Raw genomic sequence first — 19151 nt, forward strand, 5'->3', positions numbered from 1 at the left:
GGCGAACTTGGGATCGTTTGACAGCTTGAATGTGCGAATGCGGTGCCAGACTCTGGGCTCGCCAGATGCGCTGGACCGAGGTCAGGCTGCCGCCGACGACCTGGGCCGTCCCGGACGGTCCAGTGGGTGGTCTCGCCCGGTGGTTCGCCCAGGATGAGGGCGACGACTCGATCGGCCATCTCGTCGGTCAGCTTGTGTATCCGCGGCGGCCGGGCTTTGCCGCGCAGCGGGCGGTCGACGGCCTAACCGATGAAGCGTGCCTGCCAGCGCCAAAACGGACGTCTTGCTGAGGTCCGCCGGGTGCATGATCGCCACCGTACCGAGGCTGTCCGCGGTGGTCAGCGCGACATTGGGCGCGCCTGACGGGCTTCTCCGGGCTATTGCGGTCATCGATGATCGCACGCAGGTGCTCGCGATAGGTCGAGCCCCGGCGACTGGTGAAGCCAGTACGCATCCCCTAGACTCGCACGGACGAAAAGCCACGTGCATTCCAGAAAACATCTTCACGTCGGCATGAAACCTCTAGCAGCCGCGACCAGCATTAGAACAAGCTTTTGATTGAACTACCGATTGCCGATCTTTCGTTCTTGGACAGAATATTAGTATAAAATACGATGCCTGACATTAATAGCGCGACGAAGGAAGCCGTCATCCTCCATTTGTCATCGGGGATCGTAGATAGACCTATAAGTCCAGCGGCAAAGATGAGCGGTATTGAGATCTCATAGGCTAGCGCCTTTCTACTCTCGAATGCCGCCCTGGCCAGCACGCTGAGCACTACGTAATCAAGTGTGACGCGAAGGAGCCAAGCGACTGCGGCTCCAACAACGCCATATTGATGAAGCAACGTGACGAGTAGAATAACATAAATAGGTAGCTCAATTAAATGAACCTTTGCAGTAATGTCAGCCCTGCCGCGCGCCTGTATTATATTGTAAGATGGTCTCGCGAGAGTGTTTGTAAATAATCCAATAGAGAGAAGGCTCATGACGAGCGCGCCTTTTTGGGCGAATTCGGAACCGAGCCAAAGGCTGAGAAATAAAGAACCTAAAGATATGAATGCTATGCTTACCGAAAACATCAGCGCGCCGAGAAATTTCAGAGAGAACACATAAAGGGTAGACGCTTCAACCCCATCGCCGCTGATAGACCGCGCCATGCGAGGGAATAAGACGCCAAAGACGGCGTCCGGGAAAACCGTGACCCGGGAGATCATGTCGAAAGACGTCGTATAGTAGGCGACCTGCCCGACTCCCGCCAAGGCGGATACGAAGAAGCGATCCATGTAAGTCATAAGTGGAGAAATTGTGTTTGAGACTGTCATCCAGCCGCCAAAACGAAAAAGATCAACAATACGACTGCTAGGCTTTGGGGAAAGGATCTCGCCGCCTTGAAGGTGTCTGGCGAGGGAAAGGCCGAACGCGAACATGCCAACGTAACGGCCTGCTACCAACACAAGGGCGATCATACCTAGGTCGGTTACGATATTCGCTAGAAGGAATGGGCCAAGGTAGGTCCAAACCCCCGTAAGTGATCGAATGATCGCAACGCGGCCGAATCTTTCATAGGCTTCGAGAGAGCCTCGCATTCCGCTCGATAGGACCACGGCAGGAATGGCTAGAGCTAGGGCTAGAAACATCCGAGACGTCTCAGCCTTAAGATTTTCCATGCCCGGTGTGACTAAGCCAGCGATCGGCGTTGCCAACCAAGCAAGCAGCAGCCCGCCAAGAATTGAGATTGCAAGCATGAAAGCGAGCGACTTTTTTATCAGTTCCGGGGCCTCACCGCCGCGTCCCTGACCCAGACGCTCAGAAACCGCATGTGTAAGCGCGCGTCCTAGGCCCAGGTCAAAGATACTGACGTATCCGATCATCACCCATGCGATCGATAGGAGACCAAATTTCGGTACACCGAGATGAGTGACGATCGGAGGAATACATGCCAAGCCGATAACCAGTGGCGCTGAAAGTCCAACAAAGTTAACGACTATATTTCGCGTTAAAGTGCGAGGCATATCGAAACCTAATAAAAACGCCCATGCCGAGAAAATGGACAGCTACAAAGAACGCTGAAATAGCGAAGCAGACCAATTACTTCGGGCCGTAATTTTTCCGCGTGAGTTTCAGGGCATGCATTCCATAATTCAGCATCAGCGATGCTTGAGCTCTTGCCCCAATACGGAATAAACCAATTACTCTAAGAACTAGTGATCTGTAGAGGAAGCCCATCGACGCAATAAGTTTGAACGCCAGGCATGCTGGCCATGAGCGAGTTTCGAAAAAGCGCTGTGCACGGGCATCCAGCCATCGAGTCGAATAGTAAACGGTACCCTCAGATTTTTGGGTTGCCCCTTGCAGGTGTAGAACCTTCAGCTTCGGGAGATATACAACGCGGTGCCCACTCGCCCTGACACGATCTCCAAGTTCTACATCTTCGCCATACATGAATATATCGTCTGAAAAGCCCTTGAGTTCTTGGAAGAGCGATTTTCTGATCATAAGAGACGCGCCGCAGATCCAATCAACATCGACACTGTCCCGGCGGAGAAGCTGTGGGTTCGAGATATATATACTTGGAAATGCGGCAAACACCCTATGGAGCCAAAACGTGTGACCGGCCATAGAACGTAACGTGGTCGTCCAACCGGCATCCCCGACTTGATGTCGACCGTCTTCGTGGACTAGCTGAGGCCCGACCGCGCCAATCGAAATGTCAGCCTTCAAAGCCTTGGCCATCTCCCATATGGGTGACAGGTCGCTCAAGAATGCGTCTGGGTTCAGCAGAAGCAGCAGCTCTCCTCGGCAATACGGAATGGCTGCGTTGTTCCCCCCGCCGAAGCCCAAGTTCTCGCGACCAGCGATCAAGCGAACCCACGGATAATTCGAAGATATATAATCTTTAATGCCGTCTGAACTCGCATTGTCATAAACTAATACCTCAATCTCATCGGGATGATCGACGAAAGGTGCTAAGCATCGATCAATAAAGTCGCGAGATTGCCAGGCCACGATAACTACGCTCACGTCGGGCGGGGCGAGCGGGGCATTGTTGTGATTGGGCATTATTCGGATTCCAAACCAAGAAGACAGGTATCTGAAATGATCCTAATAATATCTCCGGTCGGACTTGAAAAGCTTGAATGAAAGGCATGCAATGAAGAACCAGAGCACTTCGAAGCTTGCCATATCGCTGCGCGCGCCACTAACCATAAAAAAGAACAAGAACGAATATATGCATGCCCAATATCCTGAGGAAATATTATCAGATCTTGCGCTGACATATATCCTTGTAAGGAAGAGTGCATAAATGGCGCTCAAAGCAAACACGCCCGGAAATGAAAAGTCCGCGTACATCGGTGCCACAAAAGTTGCAGCGAGACCAAATCCGTACCAGCGCCCCCCCACTACCTGCTTAAAATATTCGCCCGGGTTCGTTGGGGCATCAAGCGGCAATGGTGAAAGTAGAGGGCCAACGTGCAGCATGCCCCAAGTATGATCAGAAGCCGACGGGATTTTTTGCAAAACAAGATCCAAGCCATAGGCAGCGGTGCTTAGCTCTTTAGTCACAAAGAACATTATGTATTGAGCTTGATTCCAGCTCGCCGATGTTCCGCCAATACCTTGAGAAATACTATTTCCGTACAATGTAATGTTTCTATAATAGCCAATCGCGCCGATGAAAATAAGCGCTAATGCACCCAGGGCTAAAACATGTGTCACTCGAATCTGGGATCTAAAATAGTTGTATACAAATATGCTCGGTATGAGAACTTTAAGAATTCGAGTTCTCGATCCAGCTAATATAGCAACCGCAATAAACGCTACAAAGACAAAAGCGCAAAAATAGAAAAACACATCGCGCCTTTTTCCTCGTGACGAGAAAATATACGAAATGGAGAAGAGGGCAGTTACGTCCAGCAAAGAAGCTACCGTAGCTAGGTACCCATTGTCTAAGTACGCAACCCGAGCAGCGTTCACATTGGGCGATAGCAGGGGAATTCCGGCCGTTACCCAAAGCACTACAGTGCTTAGGGCTGAGACCGCAAACATGGATGCTAGCAGTGGCTTGTTGAGCGTGGTTCGGAAATACTCTATTTTTTCAGCCCTAGAAACCGTCCGGTGGGCCTGACTGCGAGAAACGCCCTTGGCGATGAAAGCCCCAGCTGAGAAACCCAAGAGCGCAAGTGAGTAAATTGCCCACTGAGAGCTCGATACAGGACGCGATAGCGCAAGCGTCCCAATCAAAAAATATGTCGAAAAAAATAATGTGAACCCGGGCCAGGGGGCAAATATCGCGTCAATGCCGCCTCGAGCGCTGAATGAAACTGTGGCGTAGACAAATAATAGAAAGTATAGCGTCAGAAATAGATACATCATTTAGTTATCGTCCTGCGGAATTTCGCGCACTGTCAATTCAGAACTCGTTGATCGCGGTCAGACGGGCGATTGAAAAACGACGCCACCTGTCGATCTCGTTGCAATCAACTGGCTGCACTATTGGCGAGGCGTTGCCTTGCGCTCGCCCTTGAAAAGCTCGACAGGGCGTAAGGTATCGTTTCGCTCATAGATTAACATGCTCGCCGATCGTTTGAATGTAGCGCTGAGGCGGCAAGTGTGAATCAATGGCGTACGCATCTCCAATTAGGTCTAACGCCTGTATCCCTTAGCCGCTATCTGACTGATTGTCACCCGCTCCGCGCTTGGTGCCCAGGGGCAGCGGTGACACGGTCAGCGGTCAGCGGTCAGCGGTCAGCGGTCAGCGGTTAGGGGGAGGGGGGCGTGATTTCTGCCGAAAGAGCTCGCCGTACATTTCTGCTGCGACGTTGCTTTTCGTGTGCGCTTAAAACGAAATGGTTGGCCGCGCGATTCGTGAAGCATGATCCCACTTGGTTTGGGTACGTGCCGCGCCCAAAAGTCGAGCGCCATCTAATAGAGCGCGCCAGCTTACACGCCGGCAAAGTCTTCACCGTATGGCTGGATCAAAGGCAACCGCAAGCGAGGGCGACGGGTCTGCCCGTTGCAGACGTCTTTCACGCGCTCTGTGCAGCTGCGCAGGCCCATACGGCGTACTTGCGGACGTAGTTCACCTTTCCGCCCCGGGATTCTATATGGCGACCCTCGCCGGAACCACGTCGGGTCTGGTGCGGGTGAAGCTTCAGCTAACGAGCACCGCATTTTTACTCTCTCTGAGATGCAGTGGGAGCCGGATCGCTATTATCCCTTGCGGAAAATTGCCATCCGAAGCATCATTTATTATTACAATTGCAGTATATTAGTTGAAATTATTTTGCCTGGAGAAGACAATATCCGCATGTCGCTAGACCTTACAATTTTTTCCTACCGCAAACTGTCTTTCGCCCGAGCCTTCGGTTTTACGGTGAGAGATCTAATGTTTCTGAAGGCGTTTGATTCTTCTAGCCGAGTGTCAAAGGTCGACTGGTTCGAGCGCCCTGACGCCGGGCCGGAAATATTTGGTAGCCGAGCCCCTCTAGCAGGGCTGAGCAAGAAAATTGTCCATCATCGAAAAATGGACCCGGCCATTCTAGGCCCTATACGCCAGGGGCGAGGGTGGACTGCATCGTCATTTCGGCTCCATGAGAAAGATTTTATCCCGCCCGGGCGAATACCTGCCAAGAAAAATGTAATATTAGACTTTAATCCTTTCTACATCCCGCCAATAGAATTCATAAAAAGTGGTTTCTACTGGTATGATTTGATAGACAATTTCGCACTACACAACAGATTTACCCCGCAACAAATAGAGATGGTGCGGAAAAAGTATGATTTTGTAGAGTTGCACGCAGATAGAGTGACCGGTGTGACGCAGAGATCCGTATCGAATTTCTCAAAAGGAATTTCGGTGCCGAACCGGCTTTTGAAATCAGACTGGCCGTTGCAGATCGCCACTGACGTTCCGGAGTTTGACTTTGGATTCTTGGGATTTATCACCGACAAAATCGATCTGGATTTGCTGGAGCGAATTGGAAGAATGGGCTATCGCACGCTAATTAGCGGCCTAGCCTATGACAAAAGCATCCTTGAGCGACTGAAGCGGATCAAGAATGTCTACTATTCCGGGAAGTTCTCAGCTCATGAAGCTCCGGATTTGACCAGGCGCTTCAAAGTTGGACTTGTACCTTATCGGCCCGAGAAGATGCATGACGAATCGCCAATTAAATTCTTTCAGTACATCGCTTCGGGCCGACCTGCATTGATGTCTACAAGCTTTAATGAGATTGAGAAAGATTTCTCCGAATTCGTCCACTATTATTGTTCAAGTGATGAGAAAATCGAAAATTTCTTTAAACGTGTTACGTCAAATTATAGCCTGACTCAGGCTGAAATATCTCGACGTGCTCACATGAGGGGAGATTTATTTTGGGAGTCTTCTCTTGATACCATTTTGGATCAGTCCTTGATGGACTCGAAACAAACAGCTTCGTAGGACTCCAGCACAGGTTTCCAGCGGAATGCTTGCTCGAATCTGGCCAGAGCACATTCACGCGCGTGGCTCAGAACCGTGCCCCCGGCCTCGATGGAGTCAAACGCTTCGGCGCACTTATCTTGATTATCGAAATAGAACTGAGCGTGCCCTGCCACCCACCGATTATAGAGGTTGTCATGAGCGATAACGGCCGACCCCGCGCCGAGGGACTCGACCAGTGAAGGATTGGTGCCGCCCACGCTATGACCGTGACAATAAGCAGCTGCATGAAAACGCAAGGCTTTGACCGTATCGCTCTCATAGATGGCACCGGGAAAAATGACCCGATCGCCGCCAGCCGCGATGACTTCTGCGTGGTAGGCGTTTGTGTCTGGTGAGAGCTTCCCTAGGCAAACGAAATCTAGGTCGCGTTGACTCCGCATATATGCCCGGATCATGGGAAGGATATTATTTTCTGGCTCAATACGTCCAATCGACAGGAAATACTTGTTCGGCCTCAAGCCCAACGCGGTCAGTGGCTCAGTAGATGCGGTAACCACGGGGTCGGCCCCATAGGGGATCATTACTATATCGCGTTTGGCCCGGCGGCGCCCCAGGTGTTTGGCGATCTCCGGGTGGTCGGCAATCAGTTTCGTGGATGTCAGCGCGCCGACCCATTCATTGACATAGAGCCAGATCCGTCCGTGCCAAGGCCACTTGGCGCGCTTCCATTCAATCCCATCCATATTGGTCAACACGGCGTGGCCGGTGAGCCGCAATAGAGCGCTAAAAATCGCGGTGTTGTAACCAAGCACTAGCATAACGCCTTGCTCGCTCATCGCGTGCCGAACGCAACGCCAGTCGAATTTCATCGTTCCGACCGCGCCTGAGCCCGATGCAAACGTTACGCGGCGTATGCCTTGCCACTCGTCCGCCACCGGCCCGTCCGGCCCATGATCGACCTGGCAATAGACCGTCACACGCCATCCGCAATCACGCATATGAAGAGCAAATCGCTCGGCGAAGGTTTCAAACCCACCGTGGCTCGCCGGGACCCCCCGCGTCCCTAGTATGTAAAGCGCGGGCACCGCGTCCACTGCATCTCTCATAGTTTGCGATTGAGCACGTTGTTCCGCAGATACTGCCCATAGCCGCTTTTACCCAGCTTATCGGCTAACTGCTCAAGCTGCCCAGCGTCAATGAACCCTTTTTGGAAGGCGACTTCTTCGGGACAGGCGATCTTGAAGCCCTGGCGCCGTTCAAGCACGCCGACGAACTCAGCTGCTTCGAGTAGGCTATCGGGTGTACCAGTATCGAGCCAAGTATAGCCCCGCCCCATGATTTCCACGGAAAGCTTGTCACGTTCCAAGTAGACGCGGTTCACATCAGTTATTTCAAGCTCGCCGCGCGGAGATGGCTGCAGGTTCTTCGCAATATCCACGACATCAGAGTCGTAGAAATAAAGACCAGTGACGGCCCAGTTAGACTGGGGGGATTTCGGCTTTTCCTCGATCGATTGCGCTCGCATGCGCTCATCAAACGCAACCACGCCATAACGCTCTGGGTCATTCACGTGATAGGCGAACACCGTCGCACCGTCCGGTCGGCTCATCGCGCTGGTAAAGAGGTCTGTTATGCCGTGGCCGTAGAAAATGTTGTCTCCGAGGATGAGAGCCGAGGGATTGGCCCCAACAAAGTCAGCTCCGATGATGTAGGCTTGTGCTAGCCCATCAGGGCTGGGCTGAACGGCGTATTCGATCTCCATGCCCCACTGCGAACCATCACCGAGCAGTTCGCGAAAACTTGGTGTGTCGCGCGGCGTCGAGATAATCAGCACCTCCCGAATGCCCGCCAACATTAGGGTCGACAGCGGATAATAGATCATCGGCTTGTCGTAGACCGGCATCAGTTGCTTGGAGGTGACAAGTGTCATGGGATGCAGGCGCGTGCCTGACCCTCCAGCTAGGATGATACCCTTCATGCGGAGACCCTTTCGGCGTGTAGTTCTGAGATGATTTCTTCGACAGCTTCCCGCCACGCGCGAGGACTGACCTGGTAATCGTGTGTGAGCTTGGCGGTCGACAGGCGCGAGTTTGCGGGCCTTCGTGCGGGGGTCGGATAGTCTGATGTGGCGATCGCTTCGACTTCGGTCGCCGGCGCGCCGTTCCGAGCGTTGAGCGCGAATATCTCTTCTGCTAGCCCGGCCCAGGTTGTCTCGCCCGCGTTGACGAAATGGTAGATGCCCGTGGGGGCGGCAGGGTCAGCAATCATCCTAAGCGTGATGGTCTTCAGGGCCTCAGCGATATCGCGTGCGGCGGTGGGGCATCCATACTGGTCTCCGACCACCCGCAACTGAGGTCGGTCTGCCGCAAGGCGCAACATCGTTTTGAGAAAATTGGCGCGGTGAACGCTCAGCACCCATGCTGTTCGGAGCACGACTGACCGCGAATTGCCGGTGGTGACTGCGAGTTCGCCAGCTAGCTTTGAAGCGCCGTAGACACCCAAGGGGGCAACGGGGTCATCTTCGACATAGGGCCGATGAGCCGAGCCGTCGAACACGTAGTCCGTTGAGACTTGGATTAGCGGGATCCCCGCCTGGCGTGTAACTTCGGCAAGTACCGCCGGCCCCATGGCGTTCGCAGCGAACGCCGCTGAAACTTCCGTTTCGGCCCGATCCACTGCAGTGTAGGCGCCCGAATTTATGACCGCTGCAAAAGGTATCTGAGCAAACGCTGCCTTAACCGAAGCGATGTCGCCCAGGTCGAGATCCGCTCGCGATGGCATGTGCAGCTTGACGCCAGCCGGCCACTGCGCACGCGCGAGTTCCAAACCAACTTGACCCGCGCCGCCCGTAACCAAAATTTGGATCGGCTCAGCCATTGGCAGCAACGCCGAGGCGCTGGGTAGCGTATCGAGCGTCCAAGATATCCTGCCACCATTTCTGGTTTTCCAGATACCACGTCACAGTCCGCTCAATCCCCTCCTCGAAAGTGACTGACGGGGACCAGCCTAGGTCCGCCCGGATCTTTGAAGCATCAATAGCATAACGCTGATCGTGACCAGGTCGATCGGTTACAAAGGTAATCAGGTCGCTATGGGGGCTGCCGTCTGCCCGCGGTCGGAGGCGATCAAGGATCGAGCAAATAGCTTTCACAACGTCGATATTCTGGCGCTCTGCGTTGCCTCCGACATTGTAAGTTTCGCCGGGCGCACCAGTTTCAAAAACGGCTTGAAGAGCGCGCGCGTGATCATCCACAAACAGCCAATCGCGAACATTTGCGCCATCCCCATAGACCGGTAGCGGTTCACCATTCAAAGCGCGAATGATGATCAGGGGAATGAGCTTTTCGGGGAAATGATATGGGCCATAGTTGTTCGAGCAGTTGGTCACCAGCACTGGCAGTCCGTAGGTATGACCCCAAGCGCGCACTAGGTGATCTGAACCGGCTTTTGACGCCGAATAGGGCGAGCGCGGATCATAGGGCGTCGTTTCGGTGAAGAGACCCTCATCGCCCAGGGAACCGTAAACCTCATCTGTAGAGATGTGATGAAACCGGAATGCTTTCTTCTCCGGCTCGGGTAAGTCGCGCCAGTAGGCCAAAGCTTGGTCTAGCATAACGAAGGTGCCAACCAGATTAGTCTGGATGAATGCTCCAGGCCCGTCGATTGAGCGGTCAACGTGGCTCTCTGCCGCCAAGTGAGCAACTACTTGCGGGCGAAAGTCTTGCATAGCCCTTCCCACCGCCTCCGCGTCGCAGATGTCGGCCTGGACAAAACGATAGCGGTCGCTCGACGCCACGGGATCAAGCGAGCTAAGAACGCCAGCATAGGTTAGTTTATCAAACACCATCACAACGTGATCGGTGTGTTCAACCAGGCGGCGAACAAGCGCCGATCCGATAAAGCCGGCGCCGCCGGTGACCAAAATGCGCATTGGTGTCTCCGTCAAAGCTCGGGCAGAGGCTCGAGCGGCTGGCCGTCATATTCAAAGGGGCTATCGAATTCGGCCAGACTTGGAAGTTTTTTGTCTTTATCGGAAAGCACTGCGCCAGTCACGGGCAGGGGCCATTCGATGGCGATTGTGGGGTCGTTCCAGATAATACCGCCGTCAGACTGGGGGGCGTAGATTTCCGAGACCTTGTAAGCGACTTCAGTATTAGCCTCGAGTGTTACAAAGGCATGACCAAAACCTACCGGGACATAGAGCTGGTCGCCATTCTCCGCTGTCAATTCCGCCGCAACGTGTTTGCCGAAAGTTGGTGATCCGCGTCGCAGATCGACCGCGAAATCCAGAATTTTGCCACGCACGCATCGAACCAATTTCGCTTGAGCGTAGGGTGGTCGTTGGAAATGAATTCCACGAATAGTGCCGACCGGTATTGAGAAGGATTGATTGTCCTGGACGAAAGGCGTTTCGATCCCAAGTTCCAATAACTTCGGGGCCGAGTATGTCTCGGAAAACCAACCACGATCATCCGAAAAACGACGCGTTTTTATGCGCAGTACACCAACTGACATGAATCAGGCCCCCACCTGCACGACGCCCAAATGAAAGTCGCACTCGGCGCTGCATTGCAGCACGCTCAACCGTCGGTCAAGGTTTCCGCGCATACCTGAGAGCACATAAGCCAAAGGTGCATAGCTATTGCTAGGCGACGCTAAGCCGAGCGCCAAATTCCCCAGCTTGTCGAAAACCTGGGGCAGAGACTGGTGCTTTCAAAAAGTTGGGGCCTGTCAAGGAATTGGACGGGTCCACGCGTCCCGATCCGCCGCATGATCACTCCGCCATTGAGTCAGCCGGGTAACGCCTTGAGCGTCGCCTTTATACTGCCGGGCGGTCACCTGATCGCCGAACCTGAGATCTTGGGCCAAGTCGCAGCCTTGGCTGGACGCGTTGCCTCCGAGGACTGGATCGTCACCTAAGGCGTCAGAGCCCTGCCAACGGCTTTTGGCGAGCCCTTGCGATGAGGCTGCGTCAACAACTTGGCGGGTCTTCCAGCCCATTTGGGCCAAGGTATTGGTAGAGGGGTGCTAGGAACTCAGGCACCTACCGCTTGCGCGCCGAGTGCGTGGGCTGGTCGCGTCTTGCAGCCGCCGCTTCGACAGGGCCTAGTCCGGACGGCCCCGCCGGTTTGAGCACGATCACGCAGCGGGTCGGCCTTCCGAGCTTTATCGCGGCCTGGGCGCAGCGGGTAATAGTCGTGCGGTTGTCATCGACAAGGGCCTGCGCTGCCTGCATCGTCCGCCATCCTTCAGGATCGGCGACCGCTAGCAACCGCGCGCCCGCCGAGGCCATGTCACGCTTAAGTAGACCTGCCGCCTGCTTCTCCGGCCAAGCCCAAGGCTCCGGCGCCGCCTGGACGACGATGGTCGGCACACTGAAGGCGAGGACCGCGCCGCCGACTAAGCCGGCCAAGGCCGCTTGGAAAAGCCGCCAATTCTGCGCGCTGGCCAAACGTGCCGTCTCAACCCGACCGCGAAGATCACCAGCCGCCCGCTGAAATCGCTCCTGCGCCTGCTGCAGCGCCGTGTGATCCTCGCGACGCGCAGCCTCGCCGGCCGCCATGATCTGCCGCGCCATCTCAGCCGGGGTCAGGGTCAGGGCCAGGACCGGACTGGCCGCCAGCTGCCCGATCCTGCCGAGCGCAACCCTGACGCCCTCGGCGATATCGCCGAGGGCTTCGCTGTAGTCCGGCGCCGAGGCCCGCTCGGCGGCAAACCCGCTCAAGGCGACGTTCAACAACGCCACCTCCCGCCGCAGCGCGTCGAACGCCATCGCCGCCGTATCGGCCGGCGCTTCTGATCCTATGTCGTGACCCATTGCATCCTCCTACAAGCTGGGCCCCCGGCCACGACCCAAGCCGAGATAGGCTGACAGGCTCTGGCCGATGCTGCGGCCCATCTCGGCCGAAAGCCCAAGTTCGGGCGCGCGCGGACGCAGCAGCGACTCCACCTGCGGATCGCGCTGCAGGCTCTCCGCCATCGCGCCCATGCGGTCCTTCAGTTGACGGGCGCCGGTCATGTCACCCGCGCGGTGCAGGTCCGCGCGCTGCCGCTCCAGGCCCTGCCAGCGCTCGACGAAGCGGTCGGCCCGCAGACGCGGATCGGCGCGGACCTCGGCCTCCAACTGAAGCACCCGGATCGCCCGTTGGGTCCGACCTGAAGCCGTCTCGCCGGCCAGGGCCGGATCGCGGACATAGGCCCGCTCCAGATCCTCGGCCGCGTGCGGGCCGATCGTCCCCATCGCCTCGCGCGCCTGCTCCAGCGCTCGTCGCTGATGGGCCGGCACCGGCAGGCCGCGATCCTGCATGCGGATCACATCGGCTGAGGCGCGCGCATGGCGCTCAAGGATGCCGCGCTGGGCGGTCTGGTCGGCCTCGCGCGCCGCCGTCGGCTGAAGCGCCGCGCCGGCCGGCTTGAACCCGGCGAATATTCCCCGCTCGCGCTGCGGCGGCGCCGGAGCCCGCGTCGACGCCGGCACATGAATGTCGCGCCGCTCGGCGAAGTCGCTGGCCATGTCCTTGGCCCGCTCGCGCGACAGCACGCGCGTCAGCTTGCCCAGATCCTCGAACTCGCCCCGGCCATAGTGCAGCTGCACGCTGTCGCGGTGCCGCGACAGGGCGACATAGGCGCCGTGGCGGTCCATACCCGGTGTCGCCAGCACGTGGGTCCGATCAACCGTGACGCCCTGGCTCTTGTGGATGGTGGCGGCATAGCCGTGATCGACCTGGGCGTAGTCCTTCAGGTCAAACGCCACCGATCGCCCTGCGTCCAGACGCACGGTCATCTGGGTCGGCGAGACCTGCTCGATCTCGCCCAGCATGCCGTTCTTCACGCCCCCGGCGCCGCCCAGCCCACGATCGTTCTTCAGGAACATCAACCGATCGCCAACCGCGAACTGCCGCTCGCCGCGCTCGGCCCTGACCGTCACGTCCTCGCCCAAGGCGCCGGCCTGACGCAGCCGATCGCGCGCCGTCAGATTGAGATCGCGAACTTCGTCATTGGTGTGGGTGAGGATGATCCGGCTCCTGCCCGGCTCGGCCACCCGTTCCCGATCCCAGCGCTCGACCAGAGCTTCGCGCGCCTGGTCGCGCGTCTCGGCGGCATGAACCATGCCGCGCGCCTCGTAAGCCGCCAGAGCCTCGCCCGTGCGCCCGGTAGCCAGCTGCCGCGTGGCGTCGCGCTGCCAGTCCTCATGCTGCCGGCGAACCTGGGTGATCTCGACGTGGCTGTGACGCTCGGCGATCGATCGGAAGGCCGCCCCGGCTTCGATGGCCTGGAGCTGTTCGGGATCGCCGACCAACACCACCTTGGCCCCGGCCTTGTCGGCCGCCGACAGCAATCGCTCCATCTGCCGCGAGCCGATCATCCCGGCTTCGTCGATGACCAACACGTCGCGCGCGTCCAGCAGCTCGCGGCCGTGGCTCCACTGATGCTCCAGGCTGGCTATGGTGCGCGACGCGATGCCCGATCCGCCCTCCAGGGTCTCAGCCGCGATGCCCGACAGGGCCAGGCCCTGGACGCGATAGCCGGCGTCCTCCCAGGCCTCCCGCGCCACGCCCAGCAGCGCCGACTTTCCCGTGCCCGCGTAGCCGACAACCACGCCTAGATCGCGGGCTTGGGTGACATGCTCAAACGCCGCCCGCTGCTCACCGGACAGGACCAGTCCGCGCTGCTCGGCATGCGCCAGGGCGCGGCGCTGATCGAGGTCACTGACCCGATGCGCCCGACGCTCGGCCATCAACTCGCTGGCGCGATGCAGACGGTCCTCGACCGCGATCATCTCGCGGCTGGTGAACCGGTCCTGACCGCGCCCGTCCTGGCCCAAAGCCACCAGCTCGGGCGAGGTCTGCACCGCGCTCATGGCGCGATCGAACTGCGCCTTCCCATCCGAATGGCGGTGAATAAACAACGCCAGATCGCGGCGGGTGAAGGTCGCCTGCGACTTGGTGATGGCGTCCAGGGCAATGCGCGGATCGGCGATGATCCGCTCGCCATTGGCCCGCGCGATCTCGTGGTGTTCGTCGAGCCGATCGGCCTCAAGGCCTTCGCCCGCCCGACGCCCGGCGGCAGGGCCGATCTTGTGCTGCGGCTCAAGATCGATGCCCTGGGCGTCCAGGCTGCGGTGATCGATCCGCGCGTCGATGTCGAGTTGCGCCAACCGCTCATTGACGTGGTCCGCCCAAGCCTCGCGCCAATGCTCGACCAGTTCGGTGCGGTTCCAGTCGCGGACTTTGGCGCCGAACCCGTCTTCGCCCACTTCGCGCATCGAAAGCATGACGTGGGCATGGGGTTTGGCCAGGCCGTCGGCGCCGATATCCCAATGCACATTGAGATCGGCGACCATGCCGCTATCGACCATCTCGCGCTGGACGAAGTCGCGGGCCAATTCGATGCCCTGCGCCTGGTCCATCTCGCGCGGGATGGCGAACTCGACCTCGCGGGAGAGTTGGGCGTCCTTGCGCTTCTCGCCGGCTTCGACGGCGTTCCACAGCGTGGTGCGGTCGGTCAGGTGTTCGGGCGCGCCGTCCGGCAGCATCACCTCCGAATGAACGACGCCACTCTTGCTGGTGAAGTCGTGGTCGCGATCCAGCCGCTCGTCGTGCAGCCGCGAGGCCGAGCGATAGGCGGCCGAGGCCACGGCGCTGGCCCCGGTGGCGCGGCTGATGACTTTGACGGAGAAGTGGTAGATCGCCATGGCGACAGACCACTTACTGCTTTAAGCGCACGTCGGCACGACGTATAAGCGCGCCCTCCAAGATTAAAATCTCGGGAGGGACCGGGCCGTCCCAGTGTGTTCCGGCGACCTTACAGCCTTCCGGCCGCCATTGTTTTATCCTGATCGCATCCCGCCATCATGGAGACTGCGATGCGCAAGCCCAGAGACTTCGACGCCGAACTGACAGCGCTCAATGACAAGGCCCGAATGCTGAAGGATCGGAAGATCAAGCAGCTCGGCGAGCTGGTGATCGCCACTGGAGCCGACGCACTGGATGTCGAGACCCTGGCCGGCGGATTGCTCGGTCTGGTCGAGAGCAAGGATGCGGCCCGCAAGGCGGAGTGGCGCAAGCGCGGCGCGGGGTTCTTTCGCGGCGGGAAGGGCGATGCTGCGCCAGGCGCTGGCGACAACCCATGACGCGATCCGCCGAACAACGGCGGCGCGCTGCCGGCTGGAAGCATACCGCGCTCGGACAGACACGCGGGCCTGGGTGATGCAGCGACGGGAGCGAACCCACCACCTGATCGAACTGGGCGGCCTGGTGCAGAAGGCCGGGCTCGTCGACCTGACCAGTGACGATCGCGCCGCGCTCTATGGCGCGTTCCTCACTCTGGCGATGAGCCTGCAGGGCGAGGATCGCGACCATACCCTGGCGCTGTGGCGGCGAAGCGGAAAGCGGGCGTTCGAGACCGATGACACCCTCGACTGACCGTCAGGCTTGCCGGGCCTTATGACGCCTTCTGCTCATCCTCGTCACCTGCCATGGCGCGCACCAGGTCGAGGATCTGGCGGCGGACACGACCCTTGCCAATCTTGGGGAACACCGCCGCCAGCTCCAGACCCTCGGGCGTGCTCAGAAAGGCCGTGACGACCCGATGGGCGGCCTCGCCGACATCATCGCTCTCCGCCGTAGCGGGATCGGCCAGGCCGTCGAAGAAGTACGACAGCGGGACCTGAAGCGTCCTGGCGATCTCGTACAGCTTTGATGCGCTGACCCGATTGGCGCCGCGCTCGTACTTCTGGACCTGCTGGAAGGTCAGCTTCAGCGCGTCGGCCAGACGTTCCTGGCTGAGGCCCAGCATCTTGCGGCGCAGCCGCACGCGGCCTCCGACGTGGAGGTCAACGACGTTAGGTGTGCGGGCTTCAGCGGTATCGGTCACGAAGGTCTCCATGGCGTCGGTTAGTCGGCGCGCCGCCAACCGGAAAGGGTCTTGGCGGCGCAAGACGGCCTCGCGCTACGGCGTTTCAAGGGGGGCAGATACGCTAGTCCCTCAGGATTTGACGCATTCGCATCAATCGGCTGTGCTGAGGCATGTCCAAGTACGATCCCCTCTCGGGTCATCTGCGTCGCCAGCGCGATGACGAATTCGAGCTGACCTTCGCCGAGATCGAAGGCATCCTCGGCGCCATGCTCCCCAAGAGCGCGGCTCGCCAGCAGTGGTGGGCCAACACCACCGATCCCTACACCAGCCAGGTGCAACGCAAGGCCTGGCGTGACGCCGGCTATGACGCCTTTCTCATCGCCGGCAAGGCCTGCGTGCGGTTCAGGCGAACCCGCTGAGGCGACCAACAGGCTTGGCCTGTCCAGCCGAACACCGAGCTGGAAACCGCCGCCCTTCGCTCGGAGACAAGACGCCCTGGATCGCTTGGTGGAACGAGGGCCAGGCGGGCTGGCGCGCGTCAAGGGGACGCCCTTCGGGCGTCTCGCGCAGCGACGGCGAAGCCGCCCTTGACCCGCACCAGCCCGCCCGGCAGAGGCTCGCCAAGCGCTCCAGGGCGAGCACCGACCGTTCCGGTCCTGGCTCCCGCCGATCGGTATGGGCAAGGCGGACGCCGGGGAGGGCGGGGCGGTCAGCGCTGGCGCACGGTTGACCCTCGGCGCGAACAGCGCGCGGTGCGCAGCGCGTCCATCATCGCCTAGAAGAGGTCGCATCCGTCGCCCCACTGATGGACCATCACCTGCAGCGCCACCTCCAGCTTGGCGGCGATGTGGCGGCAGCGCAGCCTCGGTCGCCCCTGTCGCGCTCAAGCTTTGACATCACCGTCGCCTCTCCGGGCCGCAGCCCGGGCCGATCCTGCGGGTATGATCCCCGGCTGGACGCGGCGATCATGGCGAGGTCTAACGCGCGCCCGACCTCCTGTTGGCGATCAGGCACGCCGTCGATCGCCACGGCCCCGCTCGCTCTGGGATCACCATCCCGGACTAGTCGCCCATCAAAGCATTGAGGGGGTTTTGGCGAGCATCCATCTCGACCCCTTCGAACGCGGTCATGGCCTCGTCCGACAGATCTTCGACCCGCAGGGCGCGAGACGCTAGGCTCTTGAGGCGGACATATTCGTCGTAGTCCTGCTTGGAAATAAGCACCTCGGTGACCCGGCCATAATGGGTCACACCGACCGGTTCGCGCTGGGCAGCCCGGCGATATTGCGAAAACCGCTTGGCGATCTCAGTGGATGGCGCTTCAAGCATATCCAGCTCCTTTGATCCGTAAGAACCTAACGCCCGGGTTCTTTGCAAGGCGCAGCGATGGCTGGCGCCCGGGCGTATGGAGCAGGCGATGCAGCCTGCGGTGTGCAGGCTGGGGCCGAAGGTCCAGCAGGCGCCGCAACGCCCATCGAGAAGCCGGCCTTCAATCGCCTAACAGTGGCGAGGTTCCCATCGTAGCTCTAGGGGCCGCGATTTTACAGAATGTCGGAGATTTCCAGCGACGCTGCTGGCTCTATTGCGATGGCGAGATGATAGCGCGTCGCCTTGTTGCTGCCGGTGCGCGTGAGCGCGCCCATGGCGACCAGGGCGGCCAGGTCGCGTGTCGCCGTGGCGGTAGGGGCGGCGGTGATCTTCATGTAGTTGGCGGCGCTCAAGCCGCCGAGGAAGCCTTCGACGCCCGCAGCGAACATTCGCAAAACGGCCTTCTCCTGGCGAGCATTAAGCTGGTCGCCAAGGCGACCAAGCAGGCGTGATTTCTCCAGAATAAAGTCGACCTGTCGCAACGTGCGTCGCTGCGCCTCAAGGGTTTTGGCGGCGAACCAGAGCAACCAGTTGGTGATTTCCAGTTCGCAGTGCGCGCGCTCAAGCTCGGCATAGTAGGTCTTGCGATGCTGTAGAAGCGTACCCGCCATGCCGGTGATGGCGGGAGTCGAAAGCCCTTGGGCAAGGATCTTCTCGCTGACGGCGCGACCCAGGCGGCCATTGCCATCCTCGAAAGGGTGGATGCTCTCAAACCAGAGATGAGCGATGCCTGCGCGAGTGACGGCGGGCAGGGGGGCTTTCCCGTTTGGCGCGGTGCGTTGCAGCCAATCCCAGAAGCGCTGCATCTCAAAGGCCAGTTGCGACGAGGGCGGAGCCTCGAAGTGAACCTTGGGCGCATGCAGCGCCCCTGAGACGATCTGCATGGGGTCGGTATGGGTCCGGTAACGGCCGATGTCGTGTAGGTCTGTCCGCCCGTTGGCGATGAGCCGGTGCCATTGGAACAGGCCGGCCTCGGTGAGCGGGGCGGAGGCCTGTTCGTAGAGGTCGACCATCATTTCAGCGATGCCGGCCTCGGCGGGCGAGGCGCGTCGGTGATCGCCCGCAAGGCCGAGGTGTCGGCGGATAGAGGATTGCACGCTATCGCGGTCGAGAGGCTCGCCCTCGATCGCCGAGGTATCCACGGCCTCGTGGCTCATCAGCTCGACAGTAAGGGCGTTTCGTTCGGCGGCGTCGAGGTGTTTGGACGTGCCGACGAGCACGCCCGCGCTCTCTATGAAGAGCCTCTCGGCGCGCGTAAGGCTGCGCTGATCCCAAGTGAATTCGGGCCAGGCGTCCTGCTGCCAGTTCCACATCATGATCGATAAATAGCAAATTTATCGATCAACTTATAGCAAAATCATGATCGATAAATGCCGCGATTATCGATCATGCGAGAGATCGTCCCTGCTTCTGCAGGTCTCCGCTACGGTTGCCCCCGCACACGTCGCGCCGGCAAGCGTCCAATTTGGACTATGCGGGCATGGAGCCGCCATGGTCGGC

Annotated in this window: 17 protein-coding genes; 4 read left to right on the forward strand and 13 right to left on the reverse strand. The window is 59.0% G+C overall.

Features of this window, described 5'->3' with window-relative positions:
* Positions 1–541: 541 nt before the first annotated feature.
* The 3 genes from ACW17Z_RS16160 to ACW17Z_RS16170 form a co-directional block, all read right to left on the reverse strand.
* Positions 542–2014, reverse strand: a complete 1473-nt coding sequence (locus ACW17Z_RS16160) for a flippase (RefSeq protein ID WP_492056745.1) — start codon at positions 2012–2014, stop codon at positions 542–544.
* Between the two features lie 76 nt (positions 2015–2090).
* On the reverse strand, positions 2091–3062 hold the full coding sequence (locus ACW17Z_RS16165; RefSeq protein ID WP_492056746.1) for a glycosyltransferase family 2 protein: 972 nt from the start codon (positions 3060–3062) through the stop codon (positions 2091–2093).
* A gap of 42 nt (positions 3063–3104) precedes the next feature.
* A complete protein-coding gene (locus tag ACW17Z_RS16170; protein ID WP_492056747.1) occupies positions 3105–4376 on the reverse strand; it encodes an O-antigen polymerase in 1272 nt (423 codons plus the stop codon).
* A 640-nt stretch (positions 4377–5016) separates the two neighbouring features.
* Here ACW17Z_RS16170 and ACW17Z_RS16175 point away from each other — a divergent pair.
* The gene (locus ACW17Z_RS16175; RefSeq protein WP_492056748.1) at positions 5017–6444 is read left to right on the forward strand and encodes a glycosyltransferase family protein; all 1428 of its coding nucleotides are present in this window, start codon (positions 5017–5019) and stop codon (positions 6442–6444) included.
* Here the strand turns inward: ACW17Z_RS16175 and ACW17Z_RS16180 are convergent.
* From ACW17Z_RS16180 to traA, 7 genes are all read right to left on the reverse strand, one after another.
* The gene (locus ACW17Z_RS16180) at positions 6408–7532 is read right to left on the reverse strand and encodes a DUF1972 domain-containing protein (RefSeq protein ID WP_492056749.1); all 1125 of its coding nucleotides are present in this window, start codon (positions 7530–7532) and stop codon (positions 6408–6410) included. The two genes, ACW17Z_RS16175 and ACW17Z_RS16180, sit on opposite strands and share 37 nt — an antisense overlap.
* The gene (rfbA, locus tag ACW17Z_RS16185; RefSeq protein WP_492056750.1) at positions 7529–8404 is read right to left on the reverse strand and encodes a glucose-1-phosphate thymidylyltransferase RfbA; all 876 of its coding nucleotides are present in this window, start codon (positions 8402–8404) and stop codon (positions 7529–7531) included. Before rfbA ends, ACW17Z_RS16180 begins: the two co-directional genes overlap by 4 nt.
* Positions 8401–9303 (reverse strand): dTDP-4-dehydrorhamnose reductase, encoded by a 903-nt coding sequence (rfbD, locus tag ACW17Z_RS16190; protein ID WP_492056751.1) that lies wholly within the window; start codon positions 9301–9303, stop codon positions 8401–8403. The genes rfbA and rfbD overlap by 4 nt, the downstream gene beginning before the upstream one ends.
* The gene (gene rfbB / locus ACW17Z_RS16195) at positions 9296–10357 is read right to left on the reverse strand and encodes a dTDP-glucose 4,6-dehydratase (RefSeq protein ID WP_492056752.1); all 1062 of its coding nucleotides are present in this window, start codon (positions 10355–10357) and stop codon (positions 9296–9298) included. The genes rfbD and rfbB overlap by 8 nt, the downstream gene beginning before the upstream one ends.
* A gap of 11 nt (positions 10358–10368) precedes the next feature.
* On the reverse strand, positions 10369–10941 hold the full coding sequence (rfbC, locus tag ACW17Z_RS16200; protein ID WP_492056753.1) for a dTDP-4-dehydrorhamnose 3,5-epimerase: 573 nt from the start codon (positions 10939–10941) through the stop codon (positions 10369–10371).
* Between the two features lie 529 nt (positions 10942–11470).
* Complete coding sequence (locus ACW17Z_RS16205) at positions 11471–12244, reverse strand: DUF6118 family protein (protein WP_492056754.1); 774 nt, start codon at positions 12242–12244, stop codon at positions 11471–11473.
* 9 nt (positions 12245–12253) lie between these two features.
* Positions 12254–15121, reverse strand: coding sequence for a Ti-type conjugative transfer relaxase TraA (traA, locus tag ACW17Z_RS16210; RefSeq protein ID WP_492056755.1), 2868 nt, complete (start codon positions 15119–15121; stop codon positions 12254–12256).
* A 171-nt stretch (positions 15122–15292) separates the two neighbouring features.
* Here traA and ACW17Z_RS16215 point away from each other — a divergent pair, with 171 nt between their 5' ends.
* Both ACW17Z_RS16215 and ACW17Z_RS16220 read left to right on the forward strand, forming a co-directional pair.
* Positions 15293–15559 carry a conjugal transfer protein TraD gene (locus ACW17Z_RS16215; protein WP_492056756.1) on the forward strand — a complete coding sequence of 89 codons (267 nt, stop codon included), beginning with the start codon at positions 15293–15295 and terminating at the stop codon, positions 15557–15559.
* Positions 15528–15851 (forward strand): conjugal transfer protein TraD, encoded by a 324-nt coding sequence (locus ACW17Z_RS16220; protein WP_492056757.1) that lies wholly within the window; start codon positions 15528–15530, stop codon positions 15849–15851. Before ACW17Z_RS16215 ends, ACW17Z_RS16220 begins: the two co-directional genes overlap by 32 nt.
* A gap of 19 nt (positions 15852–15870) precedes the next feature.
* Here the strand turns inward: ACW17Z_RS16220 and ACW17Z_RS16225 are convergent, their stop codons facing one another.
* A complete protein-coding gene (locus ACW17Z_RS16225) occupies positions 15871–16314 on the reverse strand; it encodes a helix-turn-helix domain-containing protein (RefSeq protein WP_492058547.1) in 444 nt (147 codons plus the stop codon).
* A 140-nt stretch (positions 16315–16454) separates the two neighbouring features.
* Between ACW17Z_RS16225 and ACW17Z_RS16230 the strand changes: the two genes are divergently transcribed.
* On the forward strand, positions 16455–16703 hold the full coding sequence (locus tag ACW17Z_RS16230; RefSeq protein WP_492056758.1) for a DUF7662 domain-containing protein: 249 nt from the start codon (positions 16455–16457) through the stop codon (positions 16701–16703).
* Between the two features lie 642 nt (positions 16704–17345).
* Here ACW17Z_RS16230 and ACW17Z_RS16235 read toward each other — a convergent pair.
* Positions 17346–17612, reverse strand: coding sequence for a type II toxin-antitoxin system Phd/YefM family antitoxin (locus ACW17Z_RS16235; RefSeq protein WP_492056759.1), 267 nt, complete (start codon positions 17610–17612; stop codon positions 17346–17348).
* Positions 17613–17824: 212 nt separating this feature from the next.
* Positions 17825–18967, reverse strand: coding sequence for a Fic family protein (locus ACW17Z_RS16240; protein WP_492056760.1), 1143 nt, complete (start codon positions 18965–18967; stop codon positions 17825–17827).
* Positions 18968–19151: the final 184 nt, after the last annotated feature.

Source organism: Caulobacter sp. GSs2, from assembly GCF_058680895.1.

Bases quoted from the DNA above. Each gene is read 5' to 3' on its own strand.
- ACW17Z_RS16240 (WP_492056760.1), bottom strand. From the start codon at position 18,967: ATGATGTGGAACTGGCAGCAGGACGCCTGGCCCGAATTCACTTGGGAT.
- rfbD (WP_492056751.1), bottom strand. From the start codon at position 9,303: ATGGCTGAGCCGATCCAAATTTTGGTTACGGGCGGCGCGGGTCAAGTT.
- rfbA (WP_492056750.1), bottom strand. From the start codon at position 8,404: ATGAAGGGTATCATCCTAGCTGGAGGGTCAGGCACGCGCCTGCATCCC.
- ACW17Z_RS16180 (WP_492056749.1), bottom strand. From the start codon at position 7,532: ATGAGAGATGCAGTGGACGCGGTGCCCGCGCTTTACATACTAGGGACG.
- ACW17Z_RS16165 (WP_492056746.1), bottom strand. From the start codon at position 3,062: ATGCCCAATCACAACAATGCCCCGCTCGCCCCGCCCGACGTGAGCGTA.
- traA (WP_492056755.1), bottom strand. From the start codon at position 15,121: ATGGCGATCTACCACTTCTCCGTCAAAGTCATCAGCCGCGCCACCGGG.
- ACW17Z_RS16235 (WP_492056759.1), bottom strand. From the start codon at position 17,612: ATGCTTGAAGCGCCATCCACTGAGATCGCCAAGCGGTTTTCGCAATAT.
- ACW17Z_RS16220 (WP_492056757.1), top strand. From the start codon at position 15,528: ATGCTGCGCCAGGCGCTGGCGACAACCCATGACGCGATCCGCCGAACA.
- rfbB (WP_492056752.1), bottom strand. From the start codon at position 10,357: ATGCGCATTTTGGTCACCGGCGGCGCCGGCTTTATCGGATCGGCGCTT.
- ACW17Z_RS16170 (WP_492056747.1), bottom strand. From the start codon at position 4,376: ATGATGTATCTATTTCTGACGCTATACTTTCTATTATTTGTCTACGCC.
- ACW17Z_RS16160 (WP_492056745.1), bottom strand. From the start codon at position 2,014: ATGCCTCGCACTTTAACGCGAAATATAGTCGTTAACTTTGTTGGACTT.
- ACW17Z_RS16215 (WP_492056756.1), top strand. From the start codon at position 15,293: ATGCGCAAGCCCAGAGACTTCGACGCCGAACTGACAGCGCTCAATGAC.
- rfbC (WP_492056753.1), bottom strand. From the start codon at position 10,941: ATGTCAGTTGGTGTACTGCGCATAAAAACGCGTCGTTTTTCGGATGAT.
- ACW17Z_RS16225 (WP_492058547.1), bottom strand. From the start codon at position 16,314: ATGGAGACCTTCGTGACCGATACCGCTGAAGCCCGCACACCTAACGTC.
- ACW17Z_RS16230 (WP_492056758.1), top strand. From the start codon at position 16,455: ATGTCCAAGTACGATCCCCTCTCGGGTCATCTGCGTCGCCAGCGCGAT.
- ACW17Z_RS16205 (WP_492056754.1), bottom strand. From the start codon at position 12,244: ATGGGTCACGACATAGGATCAGAAGCGCCGGCCGATACGGCGGCGATG.